We start from the raw sequence: 4,877 nt of genomic DNA on the forward strand, positions 1-4,877 counted from the left end.
TGGAGGCGGGCCTCGTGTCTAGCGAACCACTCGTCGAGCGTCCGCTGCAGCTCGACCTGGAGCTCGGCGGTGTCTCCGTACCGTCGCACCACTTCCTCGACGAGACTGTCGAGAGCGGCCTGGGCGGCCCCGTCGAGATGGTCAAGCTCCTTCTCCCAGTCCTCGCGACGGGCAACGCCGTTGGCGGCGACTCCGGCACGTGCCGTGTATTCCTGAAGCTGTGTCCGCAGTTCGGTCATGGTCTCGGCCAGGACCGCAGTCCAGTACCGTTGCCCGGCCGCATGCCGCCAGGCGGACAACTCCGCCGGGGACACCGCAGCGACAGCATCCGCGAGGTCCCGCATGCCGTCCCAGTCACGGAAAGCGTTCCAGATCTCCGGGTAGAGATCGGTGTCCGGGCCGGCCGTCTGGAATGGGTCCTGTGAGACGACGAAGACCGGCGCCCGGTCGTCCAGCGCGAACACTTCCCACAGCTCGCGGACCTTGCGGTCACTCAGCAGCCGGTAGCCCTCGAGATCGCCCTCCGGGTCCGCGCCCGCCTCGTCGAACCGTGAGATGACGAACCACATCGTCCCCGCCGGCCAGCCCTGCGTAAACAGCTCCTGAAGCATGTCCCGTTCGGCGGTCGCCAACTGCGACGTCAGCACCGCGACGCCGATGTCGGTGAGGCCAACCGCGGCGAGCGCGCGGCGCGAGTTGTTCTGTGCCCGGATGTCGGACGCGCCGACCGCGAACCCAGGGGTGTCGCGGATCGTGCAGCCGCCAACCTCGACCTCGTTAACCTCGAAGGTCTCATGTCGTGCGCTGATCGTGAGCCAGGCGGGAACATCGCTGCCCGCGTCGACCAGCAACCGGCGCAGCAGGGAGCTCTTGCCGGTGTCGTAGGACCCGAACAGGGTCACCACCGGCCGGTCCAGTCTCGCGAACGCGTCCCAGTCGTCGGCGTGCTGCCCGGCCGGCGACCCGCCCGGAAGTCGCCGCAGCCAGTCGCGTACCGCGTCGATGTCGACCACTGTTCTTCGCTCTCCTCTGCTGTGCCGATCAGTTGCTCCGCGGCCGCGATCAGGGCCGTGGCCGTCTGGGCCCGCGCGTTCGCCGAGTCCATCCGTTCCCGAATCGCCGCAGTGAGATCGAGGTGCTCGTCGAGCAACGCCTCGAGCTCCCGAGTCCACTGCCCGAGGTGCCCGACCGGACCGTCCCGCTGCTCACCGTCCACGATCTGGTCGAGGATCCCGGCGGCCGACTCGTCGATCGCCCGCAGCGCCGACTCCTGCTGTTCCCGGTGATCTCCGGCCTTACGCAGGTCATTGGCCATCGTCGCGCCGTCCACTGCGGCGGCGACGACTCCGAGAACGGCTCCGATTTTGGCGACCTTGGCGCCGCCCTTCACCGCTTCCCACGGTTTGAACTTGTAGCCGAGCTGCTTGCCGATCGTATAGACCGCGTCCCGGCTTCCCAGGGCTTTCGCCAGCGACGCCACAGACCCCGCGACCTTGCCGGCACCCTCGGTCACATCCTCGTGCCAGGCGCTTCCCCGGGCCTCGAACTCGGCCGCGAACTCGGGCCCCACCTGGAACTCGGCAGCGCGCATTTCGCGTCCGATCGCTGAGATGTGGTCGCCGTGCCACTCGTCCAGTTTGCGTGCCGCGTCGGCGAGGTGACGTTTGAGGTCGTCCTCGAACTGCGGAACCTTCCACCAGGAGTCGACAAGGTGCTGCAGCTTCTGGCCGTCCTTGCGGTCGAGCTCGGCGACCGCGGCCTTCGCCGCCACCGCGTGGCGGCCCACCATCCGGCGGGCGTCCTCGCGCAGTGAGCTCTCCAGGACCACGGCGTCGTTCAGCGCGGCCCGGAGTGCGGTGATCACCGGTTCCGAGCGGTCCAGGTCCTTCGCGCCGCCGGCCTGCTGCTGGTGAAGCGTGTGCCGGTGACGCCGGAGCTCGGTGACCGCCACGTCGAAGGCAGCCGACGACGCGGCGGCGGAGAGGTCATCGTCGGACAGCGCCGACATCGCGTCCGTCAACGCGGCCACGCCGTCCCACAGCCGGTTCTCGTCGAAGTGCCCGGACTCCGCCGTTGCGTCGTCTCCGACCAGGCCGAAGGGGTCGCTGGACAGGCAGTGGATCCGGCCGGTCCCGACCTCGATCGCACGAGCGGCGAACGAAGCCCGCAGCTCCTCGCGCTTGCGGTCCTGCAGATTGAGGAGCGCCTCGGGCGCGGTCAGCGGGTCCACGCCCAGTTCGTCGCACCGGTTGATCAGAAACACCATCCGCCTGCCCTTCGCAGCGATCCGTTCCGAACCGCGTGCGAGCTCTTCCAGGATCGAGGTGTTGCCGACCAGCAGGTTGATATGGACGACGACGAACACAAGAGCCGCCTCGGCGATCGCCTCGAACGCGGCGGTGTCGTGCTCGTCGTGTCCACTTTGCAGGCCGGGCGTGTCCATGAGGTCGAACCGCGGGAACTCGTATCGGGCCGCGGCCGTGGTCGCCGGCGACGCCCGGATGTCGAACGCCGCGCGCGGTCGCCGGCCGTCGTCCACGACGATCCGGCGGATCAGCGACGACTTGCCCGAGTTGTAGTCACCGAGGACGGCGAGGGCCGGCTTCGCCCCGGCGACCCGCCAGAAGGTTCGCGCCACGTCGAACAGCGCCGGGTCGTTGCGGGCCGCGTCCTCGATGTCGTCGCGCCAGGAGTGGACGTCCGCCAGCGACGGCGCGCTCCACGCCGCGGCCATCAGGCGCGTCAGCCGGCCGCGGTCCTGTTCGCGACGGATCGCATACGCCTCATGGACGGCCTGATCAATCCGCGCCGGGCGGCGGTCGTCGCCGGACTCGAGCCAGTCCTCGCCCAGCAGCACCCGGGTCACCTCGGCCGGGGTCTCTCCCATTCTGCGCTGCGCCCCCATCAGAACGTCGGTCGCCGCCGGCGCTGGCCGGATCGAACCGGCGTAGATGCCCAGGCCGTCGGTCAACCGCGCGATCCGGCCGAGCGCCGTCCGGATCTCGATCACGGCGCGCAAAGACTCGGCGACCGCGGGCCCGGAAAGCGTCCACGCCGCTTTCCGGCTGTCGCGTACAAGGGCGTCCTCGTAGTCATTGAAGGTCTTGCCCACCGCCTCGTGGCATTCGGTGATCGCCTGGGCCTTCGCTTTGCGTGCCCGCTCGGACGACTCATCGCTCATCTTCTTGCCGAAGTGCTGCTGGACCTGGAGCGCGATGCCGACGGCCGCGGCGGCCGCGGCGAATCCCCAGCCGACAGGGTTCCAGATGAGGGCGGCCGCAGGCACCGCGAGGGAGGCCACGATGCCCGTTCCCCGGACGACGTCGCCCGTCATGCTGTTGCCCTCGCCGCCGAGGATCCTCGCGGCGTGCGACGTCGCCAGCACGCTGCCGGCGGACTCGTGCTCGACCGCGGCTTTGAGCTCGCGCTCCAGGAACGCCTGGCGGGCCGCCCACACGGCTTCCGCCGCGGCGGAGAAGGCGCCCTGGTCGTACACGGTCCCGGCGAATTTCGCCTCGTCGATTTTCGTGTTCTTCTCGAACGACTTCCGGATCAGATCGTCCGCGGCGGCCTTCGCTTGCCGGAGGGCGCCGGCCAGATGTGAGGCGGCCAAGTGCCGGACGGAACGGTCCAGTGTGCCGTTACCCGGCGACGTGTACGGGCGGCCCCGGGCCTGCTCGGACAGCTCGACCAGGTCCGCGCCGAGCGCCTCGTCGTGCAGCCATCCGGCGCGTTCGGCCTCGTCCGGATAGCCCAGCAGGGCGAACAGCGACTCGGCCTCGCGCTCGCGGGATGCCGCTTCCTGCTCAATCTCGGCCGCCAGAGCTTCGAGCTCGCCGATTGCCCGGCGGCATCGGGAGCGGATGTCCTCACGCAGCGCGGACAACCGCAGATCGGAACCGCCCTCCGCGATCGCGGCGACGATGAGACGCTCGAGCGTGCCGAAGTTCGACCATCGATCGAGGTACTCCGTACCGAACCGCTCCCGCGCGACCCGTAAGGACCGCTGGATCAGGTCGGGCCCACGGAACGGGGTCGCGGCGCGCGCGAACAGGGCCCGCAGGCTGTGGATCGCGACGATCGGCGTGCCGGGCAACCCGATCTGTACGAGGTGGGTCCGGATGTTGTCGTGGTGCTGTCGGACCGCGGCCGCCGAGTTCCTGCGGCCGGCCTCGGGAGCGACCGCGGGGTGACGCCAGTGCAGGTTGCGGACGTTGAGCAGGGCCACGACCGGCTTTCCGTGGTCGCGGACCCAACCGGCGATCTTCTCGAACTCCGTCACCTGCTGAGCCTGGCTGTCGAAGCACAAGAGCACGATGTCGGCGATCTCGACCGCCTTGCGGGCCTTGGCCTCGAGGTCGGCCCGCCTCTCGGTGCGCCCCCAGCCGTTGATCCCGGGCGTGTCGTACAGCCGGCAGTCGCGCCACTCGATCGGGTGCACCTCGGTGGTCCAGTCGCTGTCGCCCGGCGAGACGTACTCCCCGTCGAGCCGGCCAAACACCGACAACAAGGTGCTCTTCCCGACGCCGGTGCGCCCGAAGAACGCGATGTTGAACGTCCCGAGCGACTCATGCTCGCGATCGAGATGACCTCGCAGCTCCCCCGGAAAGCCACGCGTGAAGCCGTCCAACCGGGCGATCGAACCGGACGAGGACGGCACGTCACGCTGTTCTCGCACGAATACGTCGACCAGCCCGTCCGTGACGTCAGCCAGGCTCGCCAGTTCCGCGTACCCCTGTTCGACGGCCGATCGAACGGCCTCCTCAAGTGATGCCGCCTCCGTCGTCTCGATCACGAATCACGCTCTGCGATGGACCCGCCCGGAACAGTCACAAGGACCGTTCTTACGTGACGGCCAAGCCCTCGACAAGACTCCT

General features: G+C 69.3%; 2 protein-coding genes. Both read right to left on the reverse strand.

Annotated features, from left to right (window positions below; genetic code table 11):
- Nucleotides 1-1,013 (reverse strand): GTPase domain-containing protein (locus tag DMB66_RS55125; protein ID WP_199753202.1); only part of this gene is annotated, 1,013 nt, incomplete at its 3' end.
- The gene (locus DMB66_RS55130; RefSeq protein ID WP_125812023.1) at nt 899-4,795 is read right to left on the reverse strand and encodes a GTPase; all 3,897 of its coding nucleotides are present in this window, start codon (nt 4,793-4,795) and stop codon (nt 899-901) included. The genes DMB66_RS55125 and DMB66_RS55130, both read right to left, overlap by 115 nt.
- Nucleotides 4,796-4,877: the final 82 nt, after the last annotated feature.

This window comes from Actinoplanes sp. ATCC 53533 (assembly GCF_003947245.1).